The organism is Enterococcus sp. HMSC076E04 (assembly GCF_001814285.1).
Classification (GTDB): domain Bacteria; phylum Bacillota; class Bacilli; order Lactobacillales; family Enterococcaceae; genus Enterococcus_B; species Enterococcus_B lactis.
In genome coordinates this window covers 12,407-32,306 of sequence record NZ_KV815577.1, presented here as the reverse complement: position 1 = coordinate 32,306, position 19,900 = coordinate 12,407, and the positions used below count along the sequence as shown (strand labels likewise).

Annotated in this window: 15 protein-coding genes; 2 read left to right on the top strand and 13 right to left on the bottom strand. The window is 38.8% G+C overall.

Annotated elements, in window-relative coordinates; translation table 11 throughout:
• The first annotated feature begins 200 nt into the window (after window positions 1-200).
• A complete protein-coding gene (locus tag HMPREF2961_RS02995) occupies window positions 201-497 on the top strand; it encodes a hypothetical protein (RefSeq protein ID WP_002315522.1) in 297 nt (98 codons plus the stop codon).
• A gap of 139 nt (window positions 498-636) precedes the next feature.
• On the opposite strand, the gene HMPREF2961_RS02990 is transcribed toward HMPREF2961_RS02995, so the two are convergent.
• The 4 genes from HMPREF2961_RS02990 to HMPREF2961_RS02975 are packed head-to-tail and all read right to left on the bottom strand — an operon-like array spanning window position 637 to window position 4,261.
• On the bottom strand, window positions 637-1,587 hold the full coding sequence (locus HMPREF2961_RS02990; RefSeq protein WP_002315521.1) for a siderophore ABC transporter substrate-binding protein: 951 nt from the start codon (window positions 1,585-1,587) through the stop codon (window positions 637-639).
• A 22-nt stretch (window positions 1,588-1,609) separates the two neighbouring features.
• A complete protein-coding gene (locus HMPREF2961_RS02985) occupies window positions 1,610-2,365 on the bottom strand; it encodes an iron ABC transporter ATP-binding protein (RefSeq protein WP_002315520.1) in 756 nt (251 codons plus the stop codon).
• Window positions 2,362-3,318: an iron chelate uptake ABC transporter family permease subunit gene (locus tag HMPREF2961_RS02980; protein ID WP_070703935.1), complete on the bottom strand. Its 957-nt coding sequence runs from the start codon at window positions 3,316-3,318 to the stop codon at window positions 2,362-2,364. The genes HMPREF2961_RS02985 and HMPREF2961_RS02980 overlap by 4 nt, the downstream gene beginning before the upstream one ends.
• On the bottom strand, window positions 3,311-4,261 hold the full coding sequence (locus HMPREF2961_RS02975) for an ABC transporter permease (protein ID WP_002315518.1): 951 nt from the start codon (window positions 4,259-4,261) through the stop codon (window positions 3,311-3,313). Before HMPREF2961_RS02975 ends, HMPREF2961_RS02980 begins: the two co-directional genes overlap by 8 nt.
• 149 nt (window positions 4,262-4,410) lie before the next feature.
• Here HMPREF2961_RS02975 and HMPREF2961_RS02970 point away from each other — a divergent pair, with 149 nt between their 5' ends.
• Window positions 4,411-4,863: a YueI family protein gene (locus HMPREF2961_RS02970; RefSeq protein ID WP_002315517.1), complete on the top strand. Its 453-nt coding sequence runs from the start codon at window positions 4,411-4,413 to the stop codon at window positions 4,861-4,863.
• 87 nt (window positions 4,864-4,950) lie between these two features.
• Here the strand turns inward: HMPREF2961_RS02970 and gshAB are convergent, their stop codons facing one another.
• From gshAB to HMPREF2961_RS02925, 9 genes are all read right to left on the bottom strand, one after another.
• On the bottom strand, window positions 4,951-7,218 hold the full coding sequence (gene gshAB / locus HMPREF2961_RS02965; RefSeq protein ID WP_002315516.1) for a bifunctional glutamate--cysteine ligase GshA/glutathione synthetase GshB: 2,268 nt from the start codon (window positions 7,216-7,218) through the stop codon (window positions 4,951-4,953).
• A 186-nt stretch (window positions 7,219-7,404) separates the two neighbouring features.
• Complete coding sequence (ftsY, locus tag HMPREF2961_RS02960) at window positions 7,405-8,403, bottom strand: signal recognition particle-docking protein FtsY (RefSeq protein ID WP_002287900.1); 999 nt, start codon at window positions 8,401-8,403, stop codon at window positions 7,405-7,407.
• Between the two features lie 11 nt (window positions 8,404-8,414).
• The gene (locus tag HMPREF2961_RS02955; RefSeq protein ID WP_002287898.1) at window positions 8,415-9,224 is read right to left on the bottom strand and encodes a Cof-type HAD-IIB family hydrolase; all 810 of its coding nucleotides are present in this window, start codon (window positions 9,222-9,224) and stop codon (window positions 8,415-8,417) included.
• A gap of 8 nt (window positions 9,225-9,232) precedes the next feature.
• Window positions 9,233-12,814: a chromosome segregation protein SMC gene (gene smc, locus HMPREF2961_RS02950; RefSeq protein WP_070703933.1), complete on the bottom strand. Its 3,582-nt coding sequence runs from the start codon at window positions 12,812-12,814 to the stop codon at window positions 9,233-9,235.
• Window positions 12,815-12,833: 19 nt separating this feature from the next.
• On the bottom strand, window positions 12,834-13,520 hold the full coding sequence (rnc, locus tag HMPREF2961_RS02945; protein WP_002287896.1) for a ribonuclease III: 687 nt from the start codon (window positions 13,518-13,520) through the stop codon (window positions 12,834-12,836).
• 542 nt (window positions 13,521-14,062) lie between these two features.
• The gene (locus HMPREF2961_RS02940) at window positions 14,063-14,683 is read right to left on the bottom strand and encodes an ABC transporter ATP-binding protein (protein ID WP_002315514.1); all 621 of its coding nucleotides are present in this window, start codon (window positions 14,681-14,683) and stop codon (window positions 14,063-14,065) included.
• Entirely contained in the window at window positions 14,676-16,658 is a 1,983-nt protein-coding gene (locus HMPREF2961_RS02935; protein ID WP_070703931.1) for a DUF1430 domain-containing protein, read from the bottom strand. The genes HMPREF2961_RS02940 and HMPREF2961_RS02935 overlap by 8 nt, the downstream gene beginning before the upstream one ends.
• Before the next feature lie 511 nt (window positions 16,659-17,169).
• Entirely contained in the window at window positions 17,170-18,951 is a 1,782-nt protein-coding gene (locus tag HMPREF2961_RS02930; RefSeq protein WP_002315512.1) for an oligopeptide ABC transporter substrate-binding protein, read from the bottom strand.
• Between the two features lie 26 nt (window positions 18,952-18,977).
• The gene (locus tag HMPREF2961_RS02925; RefSeq protein ID WP_002290475.1) at window positions 18,978-19,892 is read right to left on the bottom strand and encodes an ABC transporter permease; all 915 of its coding nucleotides are present in this window, start codon (window positions 19,890-19,892) and stop codon (window positions 18,978-18,980) included.
• Between the last annotated feature and the right edge of the window lie 8 nt (window positions 19,893-19,900).

Here is a 19,900-nt window from a genome sequence, read left to right as displayed (position 1 = left end):
CTACTATAGCGAAGCAGGCTCCAAAAAGCAACCTGTTATTTGTCCAACCTTATCCATTCCTTAAATAACAAAGTATATTCTAAAAAATAAACATCCCTTAATAACTATTGGAAAAAGAATAACTTTTTGTTCACGGATTATTAACAACTCTTCGGTAAAGTAAACTTATCAAATAAAAAGACTTCTTTGGAGGAATCACTATGAAAGAATATATAAAAAGTATCTATTTTATCAAAGAAACACAAAACATCGAGGGTTCTTATATTGAAGTAAAAACACTTTTTGTCAATGAAGATAAAACAAAAGCATTGGATATCTATAAAAAATTAGCTGCAAAACAAACGAATAGTTTCGGATTGATATTAAGCGAGTATAAGATCAAAGCAGAAGAAAGTTATTTCTATCAATTATTAAAACGTTGGAGTAAGCTTCCTGCCGATTTTTATCGAAAAATGCAGATCATCAACTATCAACCGCTTGCTGAGACACATGCGTGAATAAAGGTTGTGAAATCAGCACTTTAACCTGTGTATTAAAGAAAAAAGATTTCCCAAACACATAAAAACCTACCGCTAAAAGTTAGCTGGAAAATCTAACTTTTAGAGGTAGGTTCAATTTTTTCGATTATTTTTGATTCTACTTAAATGCTTGATCCACATCTTCGATCATCAGTTTCATTGACTCTAAACCGCCCCCGCTTAAATACCAGACATCTGGTTCAAGAGAGATGATCTGCTGATTTTTACCAGCATTCGTTTGTGCTACCAGTTCATTGGCAGAAATATCATCTTTGCTGTCGTCTCCACCAATAGCTTTTGTTCGGTCTACCACAAATAAGATATCCGGATTTTTTTCTAGCACATATTCATAAGAAACACTTTGACCGTGAGTGGATGCTTCGATTTGATCATCCGTTTGTTCAAAGCCAAATAAATCATGGATGAAACCAAATCTAGAACCTGATCCGTAGGCTGACAATTGCCCTTCATTCACAAGTGTGACTAGTGCTTTTTTATCAGACGCTTCTGCTTTCTTTTTCGTCTGATCGATTGCATTGGATAATTCCTCTAATTGAGTTTTGGCTTCTTCTTGCTTCCCAAAGATTTCCCCTAAAGTAGTGACATTTTGCTGGAAAGATTCCCATGGCTTTTTCGCATCTAAAGAAAGGAAAATAGTCGGAGCGATTTGACTTAGATCTTTTTGAAACTCTCTTTGCCGGCCAGAAATGATGATCAGATCTGGCTGAAGCTGATTGATTTTTTCTAAGTCTGGTTCTTTGATCCCACCTGCTGATTCTACTTTTTTATAGGAGGAAAGATACTCAGGAAGGCTGCTCGTAGCTGCTCCAACTACCTTATCTCCAACACCAAGAGCATCCATCGTATCTAAAGAACCATTGTCGAATACGACGACTTTTTCAGGATTCTTTGGCACCTCGATTTGATCGCCATTACTGTCTTTTATCGTTAATGCTGTTTCAGCTTGCGTACTTTTCTTTGTATCTGCCTGACTGGTGTTGTTACTATTTCCACATGCTGCTAAACCAAATGATGCTAGAATCAAGATACCTACTACTAATTTTTTCATCTCTTCTCTCCTAATGTTAGTTTTAGAAATAAAGACAGAATCTGCGGCCTTCAATCTCACAAATCCGTATGTCCATTTCGTACAATTCATCCAATACATCTTTTTTTATCATTTCTTGGGTCGTTCCTTGCGTAAATAACCGCCCCTCTTTCATTGCAACAATCTCGTCTGCATAACTTGCAGCAAAGTTGATATCATGAAGAACGATAACAATCGTTTTCCCAATTTCTTGTACTAACTTTTTCAAAATCTGCATGATTTGAACAGCAAAATTCATATCTAGATTGTTCAAAGGTTCATCCAGTAAAATATAATCCGTGTCTTGCGCTAGTACCATTGCAATATACGCACGTTGGAGTTGACCTCCTGAAAGAGTGTCAATCGATTGATCTGCTATTTCTTCTAACCCGAGGTGTTCCAGTGATTCCTGAACGATTTTTTGATCTCTTGTCGTCAATTTTCCTTTCGTATAAGGAAATCGTCCAAATTCTACTAATTCTTTCACGGTGATTTGGACATTTATTTCATTCGATTGTCGTAGGATCGATAATTTTTTGGCTAATTCATTGGATTTCCAAGCCTTTACTTCGTTATGGTCTAAATAGATTTCACCTGTATCTTTTGGTATCAAACGACTGATCATCGACAACACCGTTGACTTTCCAGCACCATTTGGACCGATAAAAGCAGTCAACTTCTTTTCAGGAATCGTTAACTGTACATCTTTGACCACTGATTTTCCATGGTACAGTTTATTGACCTTTTGTAAATCGATCATAGGATACTCTTCCTTTCGCGAATCAATTTTGTGACAAAATAAATTCCTCCGACAAATTCAACGACGACACTCACTGTTGTATTCCAGCCGAAAACCTGCTCTACTGCGAGCTGTCCGCCTGTCAGAAACAGCATAGCTACCAGAAAACTTCCGATAAATAGCTGACCATGACGATAAGTAGAAAATACACGGTAACTGACATTTGCGACAATAAACCCTAAAAAAGTAACTGGACCCACAAGAGCCGTTGATGTTCCTGTCAAAAGACTGACACAACACAAAATCAAAAATTCAAATCGATCTGTGTCTATCCCAAGGTTTACAGCTTGTTCATTCCCAAGATGGAAAACGTCTAGCACATGTCGATATCGAAATAACAGGAACCAGCAGCCGATAATGATCAAAGAAGCAGGCAAAAGATACTGGCTTTGGATATTGCCAAAACTTGCAAATAATCTCCCTTGAAGCAAATCATATTCATTCGGATCCATGATGACTTGTAAAAAGGTACTGACACTACCAAAAAGCGTGCCTAAAATCATCCCTGACATCAGTAACAAAAAAAGATTTGCTTTCATTTTTTTCAAAAGAAAGAAAAATAACAACAGACTCAACCCGACCATCAGCCCAACGTTCAATAAGAAAAAACCTGTACCTGTCTGCTGAAGCATCGTCACTCCTCCGATAAAGAAGAAAAGGACCGTTTGGACAAGGACATATAACGACTCAAGTCCCAATACGGAAGGAGTCAAAAACTGGTTATGCGTAATTGTCTGAAAGCTGATCGTAGCACTACTGACAGCTAGCGAGACAAGGATAAATGCAAAAATTTTCTTACTCCTCAATGCCCACGCAAAATGCCAGTTTCCATATGTATGGATCGTCAAGTACACTCCTGTAACAAATAGAACTAGAACAAGCATACCAATAAAAATAGACGGCTTTTTAAGCATATCGTCGCCCCCTTATCAGAAGATAAAGGAAGATAGCCCCACCGATGATTCCAACGATCACACTGACTGGTATTTCATAAGGAAAAATCAACACGCGAGCGACAAGATCGCAAAATACTAAGAACAAACTACCTGCTAAAGCAGTTACGCCAATGGTTTTGTGCACTTGATCTCCATATATTTTAGAGACAAGATTCGGAATGATCACTCCGATAAAAGGAATGCTTCCTACCATGATCAACATGACTGCACTAGCCAATGAAACCAAGCCAATACCTAAAAGCTGCATCTTCTGGTAATCTATTCCCAAATTTACTGCAAATGATTCGCCCAGACCAATGATCATAAATCGGTAAGCAAATAGCCAAACCAAGAGCAGCAATGGAACAACAGCATACAGTAACTCATAATTTCCACGTATCACAGTCGCAAAATTCCCTTGAAGCCACGAAGTCATATTTTGTACCAACTGGAATTGATAAGCAAAAAAAGTAGCAACTGAACCAATGATATTCCCTAACATGACCCCAATCAACGGAAGCATCAATTGATTTTTCTGGGGGAACAATCGCGTAAGGGATAAAAAAAGCAATGTTCCTGCGAAAGCAAAGCAAAATGCAGTCAAGGATCGGACAATCAAGGATGCCCCAGGTAGGAAAATCATGGCCACTAAAATACCTAAACGCGCACTATCCATCGTGCCCGCAGTCGTCGGTGAAACAAATTTATTTTGGGTCAAATGTTGCATGATCAACCCACAAATGCTACTAGTCGCTCCCACAAGGATCAAACAAATCGTTCGCGGCAAACGAGTCGCTAGCAAGATTTGTAAACTTTGCCCATTTAACTGGAGCAATTCTGACAATTGTACATTCGATACTCCAATGAACAATGAAATACTACTTAAAATAACTAATAATGCTACTAGTCGTCCGTAGCGCATCCAATCCACCTTTCTAATTGAGAATGATTTTCATTCTTATTTTAAGTGAATCGTTGAACAAAAGCAACCGCTTTTTCATATGTTTTAGGTATTATTGGGAATATGCTATAATCGTAAGAAAGACAAAGAGAAGAAGGAGGGTATTTTTTATGGCACAAGATGATGTAAAAAGCCATTTGGATAAGGGACTTTATGGTACACCTTTAGTGAACCCTGAAGAACAGCATAAATATTTAGGGACATTCAGGGAACGTTGCTATCTTAGTATGACTGTTGCTGAAATGATCCAACCGAAAAACAAAGAAAACTTTTTAAAAGAACTCAAAAAACATCCAGATGCTTCCATACTCTTGAATGGGGCTCTACCCCTTTCTGTCCAAAACCAATATATCCAGCTAGCAACGAAAAACAATAGCCGTTTCACTGTAGTCAACGATCACGTCACTGCAAATCCTGAGGAATTCGGATTGCTCTTAACAGCAAAAGAAGCAGTAAATGAACCTGTGATCGATATCGAAAAAAAATACCCAGAAGAAAACTCTTCGCCAGCTGAAAAAGAAAAACCAAAAAAGAAAAAAAGCTTCTGGGATCGTTTATTTTAAAACGAAAAAACACATAAATTTTTACATGCAAAAAAGCTTTTGAACAGATTGACAACAAATAGGACAATCTGTCAAAAGCTTTTTCGTTTAAAATATTTCAGGATATAACAATTTCAATACATTCATCGTCAATCTTCTGCCTTTTCCTGCAAAAGGATAAACATGCATATGCATCGCTGGATTGAAATTTGCTTCGATGATCCCGTATGCTTTTTTATCGGTTGTAGGATCGATTTCTTTATCTGGTATGATCAAATCAATACCACTGATTTTAGCTCCTAGTGCTTCTACCGCAGAAACGGCGATTTTTTTGTAAGCTTCAGAAAATTCATCCGTCATATCGATCGAATCACCGCCCGTACTGATATTTGAGTTCTCCCTTAGATAAACAATTTGATTGGCTTGAGGAACTGATTCGATCGTTAACCCTTGTTCTTTCAACATCAATTGTTCTAATTCGCCTAATTGGATCAATTCCAACGGTGCACGATGATTCGTTCCACGCAAAGGGTCACTATTTTTTTCTTCAACAAGTTCTTTCACTGTTCGGATACCGTCACCAATAACATTAGCAGGGACTCGCAACATGATGGCTTGGACTTCTCCATCAATTACAAAGAAACGATATTCCGTTCCCGGCATAAATTCTTCTACTAAAACCGAGCTGTCTTCACGAAAAGCAATCGCCAATCCTGCTTGATAATCCTCCAGATCAGCCCCTTCCTTGAAAATCGTGATACCTAACCCGTAATTTGTGGACTTAGGTTTGATCACAAAGGCCTGATCGGCAAATCTTGGATAAGCTTTTACGGCTTCTTCCATGGATGAAAATTCTGCGCCTCCTGGTACTCGGAACCCAGTTTCTTTTAAAACTTTTTTCGTTACTGTTTTGTTTTCCATGATAAGTGGAACGATATAGCTGTCCTTACTTGTCATGTTTGCATTTTTCACATATTCTACATGGTCTTGGTATTGCAGACGCAAAAATTGATCCGACTCATCTAATACTTTGACTTGGACACCTTTTTGGATGGCATCGAACATAAATATCTGAGTAGAAAGTTCCATTTCGCGAAAACCGGCCAACTGATAGGGACGTTCATGACTTTCTTTATAATATTGATGCCCCAATGCCACAGCAACTTCTTGCTGGCTCGATAGCTGTGCTTCTTGATAGAGTTTCGCTGCTAACGTTTGTTCGGGATGATCCATTTGAGTCAATGCTTCCTCCACTAAATAAAGAGAATCCAACCAATCCAATTCAACCAGCATTTGCTTCATCCCTTCAAGGATTTCTTTACCTTCTTGATGAAATTCAGTCTGATGTGATGGTTGTTCTAGTGCTACTTTGTTATTTCGAGTCGTACCTTCTGCCACCCATTGGTCACTGTCTTCTTTTTCTTCTGTCCATAGCATATACATCAGGAATAATTGTAAGAAACGAACTTGTTCCGGATTGATTCCCAGCCTTGCGTAAGGGTTCAGATCGATATTCCGCAATTCAATATAACGAACGCCTGTTTTTGCCAGATCTGCGACTTTCTTTCCGCCTCGGAAACGAAGCGGTGTATAAAATTCTTTCTCCTCCGAAAGTTTCCCTTCTTCGATCATTCGCTCAATATCTGCTAAATACTGTTTCATGGAAGCATAGGAAACTTTCACATTTGGATGATTCGTGTAGCCTAGCGCACTGTTTCGAATACTGCGAACAGGTTCTTGCGGATGCGATTCATTTATAAAATAGTTTTTCTCACTCATCGGTGAAGCACCAAATAAATAAGTGATCATCCAGCGATAGCGTAAAAAATTTCTCGCTGTTTTCAAATAAAGTTCTGTTTTGAATTCAGAAAAATCCTGAAATTCTTCCTGATGGCTGAACAATGTTCTTAACAATTCGTCACCAAATTCAAAATTGAAATGGATGCCGCTTACCATTTGTTTTCGCTTCCCGTATTCTTTTGCTAAATAACGTCGATACAAAACATCTTCGAAATTTTTTAATTTTGCAATAATGATTTCTTCGTCTTTTTCCGGTAAGGCAGGTGGCAAACTTAATGGCCAGATCATCTCTTCTTTCGGTATAGAACGAGCAGTCACATCATAAACAGCAGCCAGATACTGAAATAATTCGGGAATAGAATCGGTAACAGGGGTGATCATCTCTGTTTGTGTTTCGCTAAAATCTGTTTGGATATAGGGGTGATAAGATCGATCGCCAAAGATTGCTGGATGATCGGTTTTTGCTAGATTTCCTGCAAGATCAACCCGCTGTCCTTCCCGTTCTATACCAAATCGAGCTTGGTCGATAAAAGGGCGCGCATTGTCATGCAATAATAATTGCTTAAAATTCATCATTAAGTGACCTCCAATTCATATGAATCTAATTATAATCAAAAAGTCTAAGAAAAAGAACGAAATTGTTTGAGAACCGCTTACAAATAAGTATAAAAATGAAGGCATCAAAAACACAGCTATGTTAAAAATAATCATTCAAACAAGGAGCTGCAACTTTTGTCACAGCTCCTGCTTTTTAGACATGGGTTATTCTTCTTTTAGCAATCCTTTGAATAATCCAACGACAAAATCGTTTGGATCAAACGGCTCCAAGTCATCGATTCCTTCACCCAACCCAACCAATTTCACTGGTAAATGCAATTCATTACGGATAGCAAGTACGATACCGCCTTTTGCTGTACCATCTAATTTTGTCAAAACAAGACCGGTCACATCTGTTGTTTCTTTGAATTGTTTTGCTTGAACCATCGCGTTTTGACCAGTTGTTGCATCTAATACAAGTAGTGTTTCTTGGGGTGCTTCTGGTAATTCCCGCTGGATTACTCGTTTTATTTTTTCCAATTCGTTCATCAAGTTCACTTTATTTTGCAGTCGGCCTGCAGTATCAACTAGTAAAACATCTGCCTGTTCTGTCTTTGCTCTTTCCAAAGCATCGAATACGACAGCTGCTGGATCGCCGCCTGCATTGCCACGAACAACTTCAACACCAGCGCGTTCGCCCCAGACAACTAATTGGTCGATTGCTCCAGCACGGAAGGTATCTGCTGCTGCCATCAACACTTTTTTACCTTCGTTTTTGAACTGATGGGCAAGTTTACCAATACTTGTTGTTTTCCCTACACCATTGACGCCGACAAACAAAATAACTGTTAGTCCGTCTTCTTGGATATTTAGTTCATTTACTTCATTGATTCCTTCCGCTTCATAGAGATCCACAAGTTTCTCGATGATCGCATTTTGAACTTCTGCCGATTTTTTCGCATTTCTGAGTTTCACTTCTTGACGTAACGCTTCGGTGATTCGTATCGCTGTTTCAAAACCTACATCTGCCCCGATAAGTGTTTCTTCTAATTCTTCAAAAAAGTCTTCATCGACTGTTCGAAAATTGGCAAACAGCTCATTCATCCGTTCACCAAATGTTTTACGCGTCTTTTCTAAACCCTTGTCGTACTTCTCCTGTACTTCAACTTCTTCCGTTTTCTCTTCGCCAGTAAAAGCACGCTTGATTTTATCAAAAAATCCCATTTGACTCCCCCCTACTCTAATACAAATTTTTGGATCACTTTGGCTACGCCATTTTCTTCATTGCTGGCTGTCACAAAATCTGCTGCTTCTTTGACGAAAGGCACAGCATTCTCCATCGCTACGCCTAGACCAGCGTATTGGATCATCGGTAAATCATTTTCTTCATCACCGATTGCCATGATTTCTTCTTGTTTCAAACCAAGATCTTTTGCCAATAAAGAAATACCATAAGCTTTTGTGACACCTTTTGGCATAAATTCCAAAAGCATACTTCTCGTTTTGATGATCTCATACATTTCATGGAATTCTGCTGGTATTTCTTTGATTTTAGGATCTAATTCTTCTTGGTCATAAGCGATTACTGCCTTATTAAGCACAAATTCATCTGTAATATCGCTTATATCCGCTGGTTGGAATTGCAGCAGCTTATTCAACACATTGTACAAGGATTGCTTTCTTGGGGCACTAGGCAGCTGTAAAACCACATTGTCAGACAAAACATCTAGTGGCAGATCCAATTGCTGAGCCAATTTGTATAAGCGTTGGATATCTGATACTTCCATCACTTTCTTTTCCATGATTTCACCAGTATCGTTTTTTTGTACCAAACCGCCGTTGAAAGTGATGCTGTAATCACCCTCATCTACCAGCCCTAATTCTTGCAGATAATGCGCCATTGCAGCTAAGGGGCGTCCTGTACATAGAACGATCTTGACCCCTTGCTGTTTTGCTTGTGCTAATGCTTGTTTATTCTCATCTGAAATCAGCTTTTGTTCATTTAATAATGTACCATCCAAATCGATTGCTACTAATTTGATCATTTTCGTTCCTACACTTTCGTTTCGTTGATTTTCGCCTCTTCATTGATATCTTCCATCCGTACAGAAACGATTTTTGATACACCGGATTCCTGCATCGTCACTCCGTACAGTACATCTGCTGCGACCATCGTTCCTTTGCGGTGTGTGACTACGATAAATTGTGTGTCATCTTGGAAGTCGCTTAAGTAACGACCAAAACGTTTCACATTTGCTTCATCTAACGCTGCTTCTACCTCATCTAAGATACAAAACGGAACAGGACAGACACGGATAATAGAAAAGAGCAGCGCAATGGCTGTAAGTGCTCGTTCTCCTCCGGAAAGCAAACTTAAACTTTGCAGTTTCTTGCCAGGAGGTTGTACTTCAATCTCAATACCTGTTTTCAGCAGATCCGTTGGTTCTGTCAATACTAATTCAGCTTTACCGCCGCCAAACATATTAGGAAAGACAATTTTGAATTCTTGACGGATAGCTTCAAATACTTCTTTGAATCTTGTCCGCACTTCATCATCCATCTCATCCATCGTTTCAAACAACTGGTTTTTCGCTGCTAACAGATCATCTCGCTGTGTTGCTAAGAAGGTATGTCTTTCACTGACTTGTTCGTATTGTTCGATTGAATTTAAGTTTACTGGTCCTAGCTTTTCAATTTGTTCTTTTAAGGAGGCAACCTTTATTCTGCTGTCTTCGATATCGGTTGTTTCTTGATAGTCATGGGAAGCTTTCTCAAATGTCAGCTGATATTCTGACTGCAGATAGGTCAAATGATTATCTAAAATCATTTCAGCTCGGTCTTTTTGGACTTCTAATTTGGATTGTTCCGACAGTCGTGCTTTTTGCTCACGATTACGCTCTGCCAAGACTGCTTCAAGCTCATCGATTTCCCTCTGCCTTCTATCTCGCTGCTCTTTGGCTTTTGCCAACTCAGCTTTCAATGTTTCTCGCTGAGCAGATAATTCGTTAATTTGTTTTTCCAAACTTTCTTCTGTGACTTCATGATCAGAAAAGTCTGCTGTCAATGTCGCCAACTGTTTTTCTATCGCTTCTTGACGTTCGATTGCCTCTGCTTTTTGGACCCGGGCACCGCGGAGCTGGATCTGCAGATGATTAAACTGCTCTTTCAAGACAGCAAGATCTGCTTGTTCTTGTGCTTTTTGACTTTGCACTTGTGCTCTTCTGGCTTCCATCTGGTCACTTTCTTGACTTAAAGATTTGATCTCTTCGTCGATTTGTTGACGTTGCGTTTCAAGATCTGTTTGTTTGTCTTTCAACTCGTTCGTTTGTTTTTCGTAATCTTCGATAAACTGCTGTAGCTCACGTGTCTCAAAAGTTGAGATTTGCTTTTCTTTTTCAAAACGTTCAAGTTCGTTTATGATGTTTTGCAACTGATTTGTCGCTTCTTGTTCTTCGAAACGTAATTGTTCGCCTCGTGTACGCAAAATTTCTTGTTCTTCGGCTAAACGAGCTGTTTCTTGTTGCAGCTCCTGAACTTTCTTTTCTTGCACTTGAAGTTGTTTATCTGCTTCTTCGAATTCACTAGTCAACTGTTTCAATTCTTGGTTTTGTACAAACAAACTGCCTTGGTTTCCTCGTTTGTTCGCTCCACCTGTCATGGATCCTCCGGCATTCATCACGTCACCTTCTAAGGAAACCACTCGGTATTGATAGCGGATCGTTTGCGCGATCGCATTGGCACTAGTTAAGTCTTTTGCTAAAAGAATCGTTCCTAACAGGTTTTGAACCACTGTTTGGATTTGATCAGGATAAGCAACTTGTTCACTGGCAATCCCTATAAACCCTTCTATAGCTGCTGCTTGTGTCAATATATGAGCTGGTAACTGTCTTGGTTTGATTGTCGTCAGCGGAAGGAATGTTGCTCTTCCTCCTCTTTGCTGTTTCAAATACGTGATGGCTTGCCGAGCATCTTTTTCATTTTCAACGATGACATGTTGAGCTGCTCCACCTAAAGCTGTTTCAATGGCTAACGTGAAATCTGCAGGGACGTCGATCAGTTCAGCCACTGCTCCGACAATACCGGAAAGCTGCTGTTTATGCTGCAAGACCAATCGAACGCCTTGGTAAAAACCAAAATAGTTTTCTTGGATCTCTTGAAGGCTTTTCTGACGAGCACGCAGCTGCTGGACTTGATTCATCAATTGATACATTTTAGGCTGTTCTTTTGCTAATGCTTCTTGGAACTTTTTCCCGTTTCGTTGGATCAGTTCTAACTTCTCTTTTGTTTCAGTTAAAGATGATTTTAGCTGCGCCTGCTTTTGTGTCAATTCTTCTTTTTGTAAGATCAATCGATCTACTGATGCTTCTACTTCCGATTGCTTGGCTAACGTCTGCTTGCTTTTTGCTGTTTCTTGTACATATTGACGTTCCAGATACTTCAGTTCGTTTCCTACAGCTGCTTGTTCTTGCATCAAATCAACATATTGATCTCTTAGTTCTGCCAATAATTCTTTCGTTGATTTTTGGTATTTTTCTAATTCTTGCTGTGTTTTTATGAGATTTGCTTCAGCTTTTTGGATCTCTGTTTCTTTTTCTGCTGCTTCTTTCATCAAGCTTTCTTGAAGCTTTTCAAAATGTTTAACCTTTTTTTGTGCTTCTGCTAATGAAGTTTGATATTCTTGCGAGCTTTTTTGTGTATGCTTTGTCCGCTCCTGCAAAACATCTTTTTGTCCTTCTGTCTGCTTCAGTTTTTCCGAAAGATCTAATAATACTTGCTGATTTTTTTCGATCAGACGGTCGGCTTGCGCATTTTCTTTACGCTGCTTCGCCAAAATGGATTCTTGTTCTTGGATCGACTCAGATAGTTTGCCTAATTCTAGATTGAATTTCGCAAGCTGTGCTTGTTTGTTGTCCCAATCTTTTTTTGCTGTCTTGATTTCAGCAACCATCAAAGAAACATCGGTTTGAGTCAGTGTTTCTTTTAGCCGTAAAAACTCCTTTGCTGCCTCACTCTGGGCGGCCAAAGGAGTTAACTGTTCTTCCAATTCATGGATGATGTCTTGGACGCGGCTGAGGTTGTCTTCTGTTTCAAAAAGCTTTTGTTCTGCTTTCTTTTTCCGCTGCTTGTATTTCAACACACCAGCTGCTTCTTCAAAGATCCCACGACGGTCTTCCGGTTTACTACTGAAAATCGCTTCTACTTTTCCTTGAGAAATGATTGAGAACGATTCTTTTCCTAATCCAGAATCTAAGAACAATTCTTGGATATCTTTTAATCTGCAGCTTTGTTTATTGATGAAAAACTCGCTTTCCCCAGTCCGTCGATAACGGCGGGTTACACTGATCTCATTGTACTCCAATGGCAGATAATGATCACTATTGTCTAAAATCACTGTGACTTCTGCAATATTCAGCTGCTTACGGGTATCGGAACCGGCAAAGATGATATCCGGCATTTTTCCGCCTCGCAAACTTTTAGCAGATTGTTCTCCTAATACCCAGCGGATAGCTTCTGTAATATTGCTTTTTCCGCTGCCATTTGGTCCAACCACTGCTGTGACGCTGTTTTCAAAATCAATGACTGTCTTGTCTGCAAATGATTTAAAACCGGCTATTTCAATTCGTTTCAAATACAAAGCTTTCCCTCACTTACTTTTACAGTGCTGCCAATGCATTTTCCGCCGCAGCTTGTTCTGCTAATTTTTTCGATTTTCCTTGTCCAGTGCCAATCAATTGATCATCTACGTAAACTTCGATCCAAAATACTCGTTCATGAGCTGGACCTTCTTCATTGATCAATCGGTATTCGATCGATACATCACCTGATTTTTGCAAGACTTCTTGCAATTTTGTTTTATGATCCATCTCATGTGAAAAAGCACCTGCTTTGACTTTAGGAAAAATCACTTTTTCGATGAACGCATGGGTCGTGTCGAATCCTTGGTCAAGATATAACGCGCCTAAAAAAGCTTCGAATAGGTCGCAAAGCAATGCTGGTCGCGTACGTCCTCCTGAATTCTCTTCTCCCTTGCCCAACAGAACATATTGATCAAAGTGACATTCTTTGGCAAATTTCGATAAGCTGTCTTCGCGAACGATCGCTGCTCGTGTTTTTGTCAATTTTCCTTCTGGCAAATGAGGATATAAACGGAATAAATACTGAGAAACCATCAATTCTAAAACGGCATCTCCTAAAAATTCAAGTCGTTCATTATCCGATAATTGCAGATTGCGATGCTCATTCACATAGGATGAATGGGTAAAAGCTTGTTCAAGCAAATTTAGATCGTGAAAAACGATGTTATAATTTTCTTTTAGTTCTTTTGTCAGCTGGTTGTCCATTTTCCACATTCCTTTTATGGATATTTTTTCGATACTTCCTTATTATACTGGTTTTTTGTTAAATTTGAAATGGTTCGGGTAAAAGGTAAGTAAAGCTTTAATAATCCTAGTGATTGACGAGAGGTTGTGAAAAAGCCGTTTAGTTTGGAGTATTAGAGAAATAAACAGAAAGACAGCTTCTCATATTTTGCCGTTTCTTGAACGAATACCGTGGAATAGCTGATTGAATACTGTTCATACAAAAAAAGGATGTGACACGACTATTGTCACATTCCTTTTTTTGTACAATCCCTTATTCTCGTATGTTTTCAATGACTTCTTGGGCGGGTACTAGCTGAACCTCTGAAACATGAATGCTCAATAGAAGAATCACCGTTAGTAACACTTGAAAAAGGAGCAAAATGAACACACCATTTTATCCATCGTGGGTGAATCTTTGGCTGATGACTTTTCAATAAAACGATTGAAAAAAACAGTCCAATCACTTCCAATCACTGGTAAACTATCAGACAAAACCAACAGAATAAACACATAAATAAGGTTTATTGGATTGATTTCTTCCATTCATTCATGTCCAACACATGATCGAATTCTGCTGCCAATGTTGGATCATGGGTGACCACAAGGACCGTAGCTCCTTTTGCATTCAGTTCTTGTAGTGCATGAAGAACGATTTCTTTGTTCTTTTGATCAAGAGAGGCTGTTGGCTCATCTGCAAAGATGATCTTTGGTTCTTTCAAAAATAAACGAGCAAGAGCTACTCGCTGCTGTTCGCCTCCGCTTAAGAGAAATATTTTTTTGTCTATCAAATGGTCTACCTGAAATTTTTCGAGGGATTCTTTGATTTTCTGCTCCTCTTTTGAGACCAAGGTCAAGTTTTGCTTCACTGTTTCGTTGTCGATCAGTGCATAGTTTTGAAATAAAAAACCAGCTTGTTCCCGAAAAAATGTTTTTCTGTTTTTTCGGCTGATTTTTTGGCCATTGATCAAGATTTCCCCTTCATTTATCGTTTCCAACTGGCCTAAACAATTCAATAAAGTCGTTTTACCTATCCCACTTTCTCCTGTGATGGCAAGCATAGAACCCGCGGGCACAGAAAAAGAAAGGTGTTCAAAAATCGTTTTCTCTTTGTATTTTTTTGTGATTTTTCTAACATCAATCATTTTTGATCACCTCCAGCCGTTGCTTTTTCTCAGATAGATAAGTCGTTGGGAGTAGCAAAAACAGCTCAAAGCTGAATACAGCCAGTGCAATCGGCCATAAGTCCTTCTGCCATATGAGTAAGATCCCTAAAACACCTGAAGATATCCCCGCCGTCATGAAATAGTAAGTTTTGTGACGCTGGAACAGCGGTTTACCAGTAATGTACGCTAAAAATGATTTTTTCTTATTTACTTCTGCATAAATCATGCTCGCATATAGTTCAATAGCAACAAAACTGATAAGAATCAGTAAGAAGACGACTAGCGCTGTGTAAAATTCTGAACGCGCTTTTGCAATTACTTCGCTGATTCTGTCTTTCACAGATGTTAGGCCGTAAAAATCATCTTCAATGCCATTCTCTTCAATAAACACTTGAACTTCTCGACCATTTCGAAACAAATAGGAGCCGTTCGATACCTCACTTATCCATATCTCTATATTAGGTTGGATCAAAGGCAAAGAAATGGACACAATGATCGGATTGAAAGAAAAGATATTCTCAAGTAAATCAAAATTATAATTAAAGATGGTTTGATTCGATTGGGTATAGATCACCTTTAATTCCCCCTGATACTCGTCTTGTTCATACTCGAAGGAATTTTGGTAAAAAGTGATTTCATCTTCTGCCATTTTAACGATCAGATCCGTGTATTGCTTTTTATTTTCTGGGATCAACACATAGAAGAAGGCATCTTCTAATGGATAGATTGGTTTTCCGTGTATATCTTTGACTTTCAATTCGTGTACGGCATTATGGTTGACTAACCAATAAGCATCATTTTGAATGTAGGTAAGAACGTCACTCGTATGGCCAAATTCATTATCCCTCAAAAGGATCCCACCTGATTGTTCTGCTCGTTCTAATAAAGGAAGCATGTCCTGATTGATCCTTTTCGCTTCTTTTTTTCTTTCTTCTCTCGTAAAATTTCTAGAATTATCTGGTAATTTGGTCGTGATATTACTAAATCTCAAGTGATAATAATCAGGAATGTCATTCCAATAAGCTAATTGCTGTTCTAGTTGTTTGTTCTCATCCATACTAGACAAGATCATATTCCCGCTTACTACGATAAATACAAGCAAGGCGGCCTTGATAAGGTGATTCGTGTAGGACAGCCATCTATACGGTTTCTGTCCCTTTATTTTATCAGCAATCGATCCCCATGAATAAATCACCCAGCTGCTTGATATGTGCATGATGATGATTCCAACGATCCCCCATAACAGAATCTGGGGATAAAGAAAGTGCAGATAGGGATAAAACCATGCAAAGCCAGCTAAAATAACCGTGAAGATGGCCGCATCTATCAAACTATCTTTACACACTAGTTTTGCTTTGCTTCGTCCAAGTGTTTCGAGAATCCCGACTTTCTTTCTCATAGAGGACTTATAGAATAATAGAGCTAAGAATAAGCACAAGAAAAGCATACAGAACAATTGACCGATACTTAATAGCAAACCTGAAGCTAGATAAAGCGGCCATTGTGCCCTTTCAATCGTTATTTCCATCCCCATATCATAAAATTCTTCGATCATATTGGCAGGCGGTTCCTCTGTGATCATATAACCGCCAAGTACTTCTTCAGTAGATAGTTTCGAAGAATCATAAAAATTGATAGGATAATCGGATGCTATAGGGGAAAAGCTATAGGTCGAATACCCTTCTTTACCAAACGTATAGATATCTTTATACGTTTCCCCATCTTTGCCGATTCGAAAGAGGATCTTATGGAGATCCAATTGCTTTTCTCTAGCATATTTCGCAATCGTCTGGTACATTTCCTGCTGATTTTCTTCACCACTCGCTGCTTCGATGATGATCGATGAATGGATTTCTGGAATCGCTGATTTGATCATTTCGGTTCCAGCAAAAGAAATAGCATATAAAAAACTGGTGACTGTGAATAGAAAAAAGAAGCGATAGATTTTTTTCATCGTTTAGAAGAAAGAAGCGGCTGGATCAGCCGCACTAACGGCATTGATTGGTGCGATCCAGTTGCTCAAGGCAATAAGTGTACATGAACTTGCTATCATCTTTTTCACATTTCTCTTCATTTTGTATCCGCTCCCTTTTTTGAGTGCCTAAAGTGTCTCACGAGTGACTATTGAAACATACTTGAACAAGCAACAAGGCGACAGTCGTTCGGTCCCCCTTTTTTTATTTTAAAAAGAGATAAGTGTGAACCTTCTCTTTTATTAACTACGCGAAAGATTTTCATCAGTTTAAAATAACAATTATTTTTATTTGACTTAAATTAAATAACATATATTTCATTCAATCTTCTTTTTTAAAATCTATTTAAATTATATATAATAACACATTTATGTTCAACGCGTTTTTAAAATAAAATTTTAAAAAACTACTTTATTTTTATTCGCTATACAAAAATAACAGTAAATAAAAAACCGAAAAAGGACATCGTCCTTTTTCGGTCATTTTTTTTGATTATGAACGTGAATCTGCTGTAACAGAAACATTTGCCCATGGGTTTGGTACATCATAGGACCAATCCCAGTCTTTGACACGGTCGTTGACTGGCAATACTTCGTTACGGAACAACGTTGGAATCGCAAATGCTTCTTCAAACGCATATTGTTGCCATTTTTGATAGGCTTCTTTCAAATAGTCTTCATCAAATGCTTTGCTTGAACTGATATCGTTGATCAATTTTGTATTTTCTTCTGATTCATAACGAGTGTAGTTGAATGCTGCATTTGGTCCCCATAGTCCACTTGGATTTGGATCAGTTCCTGTATTCCAAGCAGCTTGGTAAACATCGATTTCAGGATCATCGTTTTCTAATTTATCGTAGAAAGAGTTGAATTCAATCAGACGACCTGTTGTGTATTGGACATCCAAACCGATTTCTTTCCATTGTTGGATATAGTAATCTGCCAATGGTTGCGCTGTTTCTCCACCGGACATCGAAGCAAAGTTGATGGTTAATTTGTTTCCATCTTTGTCTTCTCTTAAACCATCGTCGTCCACATCTTTGTAGCCAGCATCATCCAATAGTTTTTTCGCTTTGTCTAAATCTTGTGTGAATCCTTTCATTTCATCATCGTGATATGACTGGAATACTGGTGGGATCAATGAAGTCGCATTGCTTCTCAAACCTGCGTAGAAACGTTCACCTACTGCATTGTTATCTAATGCATAGCCCATGGCTTGACGTAATGATTTATCAGCCATTTTTGAATCTGGATTGTATTCCACACTCTTTGTATCTGAATTCCATTTACCTAACTTGAATCCTAGATAAGTATAAGAAGTTTGTTCACGTCCTAAGTTTGTATAGCCAGCAATTTCTTTATACGTATCATAAGTATCTGTTGGCATTTGGAAAATCATGTCATATAGCTTAGAGTTCAATGCTTCAGTTGCACTAGCCATCGGTACAGATTTCATCGTGATCTTTTTCAATTTAGGTGTACCGTTCCAGTAGTGCTCGTTTGGTAAGTACTCTACTGATTCTCCTGCAACAATATTACTCATGTAATAAGGGCCGAAAGTCACTGGATTTTTACGTACTTGATCGCTTGATTCCATGTCTTTGATTGCTACACCTTCTAACGTATGTTTCGGTGCTGCATATGTCCAGATACCGCCACCCGATTGAAGCATGCTTGGATTTACTTCTTTATATTCGATTTCAACTGTTTTGTCGTCTATCTTTTTGATTCCAGAGATCGTATCGGCACTTCCATCATGATATTCTTCCATACCTACGATGTTACGGAAAGTATCGTCATAACGAATACCAGTGTAATCTTTATTCCCAATGATTTCGTAAGGGAAAATCACATCGTCCGCCGTTACATCTTCACCATCTGACCATTTAACATTGTCTTTTACTTTGATTGTCGCTTTTTTCGTATCTTCGTCTAGATCAAGTGTTGCAGCTCCGTCATCTGTGATTCTAAAATCATCATCGTTTGCAAACAATGGTTCGTGAGAGGGTGCCATAAACGCTGCATCATATGAATCTTGATAAAACTCCCACTGGAACAATCCTTTGAACTGACTGTCCGTTGCGACCGCAGCTTCTAATTCACCGTCTTCGATTGCATCATCATTGTTTTTTGTTGCGATTGGAAAAGTTAATTCCTCTTTGTTATTGCTGTTGCCTCCAGAGTTATTTCCAGAAGTATCTGTACCTCCGCCCCCGCATGCTGCAAGAACGACCGCAGACATCAGCGTTGCAAATCCAAAAATCGTTTTCTTCATTCCTATTTCCCCCTTCGCTTCTATAACTAGCCTAACCGTTGGCGTGCATCTGCAGAACGCTTGAATGCCTGTCCAACATAATTGATACTCAACATCAAAACTAAAATGAGGATTGATGCGGGTAACCAGATCCATTGCCGATTCACTAAGACTTCTCCATTACTTGCATAACCGATCAGTGTACCTAAACTAGGTACATTTGCCGGCAAACCGAAACCTAAGAAAGTCAAAGTTGTCTCGATACCGATGTTTGCCGCAAAGTTCATTGTCAAGTTCGTAATGATCAATGAACTTAGATTCGGCATGATTTCGCGGAACATGATTTTAAAATCACTTGTTCCCATTGTTTTTGAGGCACTGACATAATCTCTTCTTGCTTCAGATAATGTCTTGCTTCGGAATAATCGGGCTTTAGCTACCCAATAAAATGCACTCATGATGAAAATAAAGGACCAGACATTGTATCTGGAAATAATCGATACGAAGACGATGATGATCAACATGATCGGTAGAATCATGATAAAATCAACGATTCGCATCAAGATGTTGTCAATGATCCCTCCGTAGTAGCCAGAGATGATCCCTAATCCAACCCCGATGATCGAAGTAAGGATCGTGATCGCAAATCCGATCGTAACAGAGTTTCTAGCACCTATGATCAATTGACCTAATACATCACGTCCGCCTTCATCTGCTCCCAGAATGAACTTTTGTCCTTGTGTCGAAACTGCTCCTGGGGCAGCATATTTGTCAAAAATACTAACATACATCACTTTATCTTGATCGGTCAGCATCGCACCGATAAAAATCACTAATAATAAAACCACTAGCAAACCTAATGAAAAAATAGCGATCTTATCTTTTTTAAATTCTCGAGCAATCATTCGTATCCCCATAGGAGGGATACTTTCTTGAACTGCTGTATTGTTTTTTTCACTCATCGATCCAT